Source organism: Megasphaera hominis (assembly GCF_014269395.1).
Classification (GTDB): Bacteria; Bacillota; Negativicutes; order Veillonellales; family Megasphaeraceae; genus Megasphaera; species Megasphaera hominis.
Window position 1 is genome coordinate 1 of record NZ_JACOGK010000065.1, and the last position, 1,646, is coordinate 1,646.

A 1,646-nucleotide genomic window follows, 5' to 3' on the forward strand; every position below is an offset into this window, starting at 1 on the left:
GCGCTGCACGAATCGTATGTCTCCCTAGAAAGGAGGTGATCCAGCCGCACCTTCCGATACGGCTACCTTGTTACGACTTCACCCCAATCATCGCCCCCACCTTCGACGGCTGGTTCCTTGCGGTTGCCTCACCGGCTTCGGGTGTGAATGACTTTCGTGGTGTGACGGGCGGTGTGTACAAGGCCCGGGAACGTATTCACCGCAGTATGCTGACCTGCGATTACTAGCGATTCCTCCTTCATGCAGGCGAGTTGCAGCCTGCAATCCGAACTGAGACTCTGTTTTTGGGGTTTGCTCCAGGTCGCCCTTTCGCTTCCCTCTATTAAGAGCCATTGTAGTACGTGTGTAGCCCAAGCCATAAGGGGCATGATGACTTGACGTCATCCCCGCCTTCCTCCGCATTGTCTGCGGCAGTCTCTCCTGAGTCCCCACCATCACGTGCTGGTAACAGAAGATAGGGGTTGCGCTCGTTGCGGGACTTAACCCAACATCTCACGACACGAGCTGACGACAGCCGTGCACCACCTGTTTTCTCGTCCTCCGAAGAGGAACAGGAAATCTCTTTCCCTTGCGATCAATGTCAAGGCTTGGTAAGGTTCTTCGCGTTGCGTCGAATTAAACCACATACTCCACCGCTTGTGCGGGCCCCCGTCAATTCCTTTGAGTTTCAGCCTTGCGGCCGTACTCCCCAGGCGGGGTACTTATTGCGTTAACTCCGGCACAGAAGGGGTCGATACCTCCTACACCTAGTACCCATCGTTTACGGCCAGGACTACCGGGGTATCTAATCCCGTTTGCTCCCCTGGCTTTCGCGCCTCAGTGTCAGTTGTCGTCCAGAAAGCCGCTTTCGCCACTGGTGTTCCTCCTAATATCTACGCATTTCACCGCTACACTAGGAATTCCGCTTTCCTCTCCGATACTCTAGTCTCCCAGTTTCCGTCCCCTCACGGGGTTAAGCCCCGCACTTTTAAGACAGACTTAAGAAACCACCTGCGCGCCCTTTACGCCCAATAATTCCGGACAACGCTTGCCACCTACGTATTACCGCGGCTGCTGGCACGTAGTTAGCCGTGGCTTTCTCTTACGGTACCGTCACTCCGAAAGGGTATTGGCCTCTCGTCCATTCGTCCCGTATAACAGAGTTTTACAACCCGAAGGCCGTCATCACTCACGCGGCGTTGCTCCGTCAGACTTTCGTCCATTGCGGAAGATTCCCCACTGCTGCCTCCCGTAGGAGTCTGGGCCGTGTCTCAGTCCCAATGTGGCCGTTCATCCTCTCAGACCGGCTACTGATCGTCGCCTTGGTGGGCCGTTACCCCTCCAACTAGCTAATCAGACGCAAGCCCCTCCTGCAGCGATAGCATAATGTAGAGGCCATCCTTTCAAGTCCGTGCCATGCGGCACAGTCTTCGTATTCGGTATTAGCAGCCGTTTCCAGCTGTTGTCCCCATCTGCAGGGCAGGTTGCTTACGCGTTACTCACCCGTTTGCCACTCGATTCTATAGGAAGCAAGCTTCCCATGTCCTCTCGTTCGACTTGCATGTGTTAAGCACGCCGCCAGCGTTCGTCCTGAGCCAGGATCAAACTCTCCATGATATGTGAAGAGCTATCTAGCTCTGTCTTACTTATTGTTTGTGTTACATTTG

Annotated in this window: 1 rRNA gene; it reads right to left on the reverse strand. The window is 54.6% G+C overall.

Features of this window, described 5'->3' with window-relative positions:
* Window positions 1–28 precede the first annotated feature (28 nt).
* Window positions 29–1,596, reverse strand: a 16S ribosomal RNA gene (locus tag H8J70_RS12240).
* Window positions 1,597–1,646: the final 50 nt, after the last annotated feature.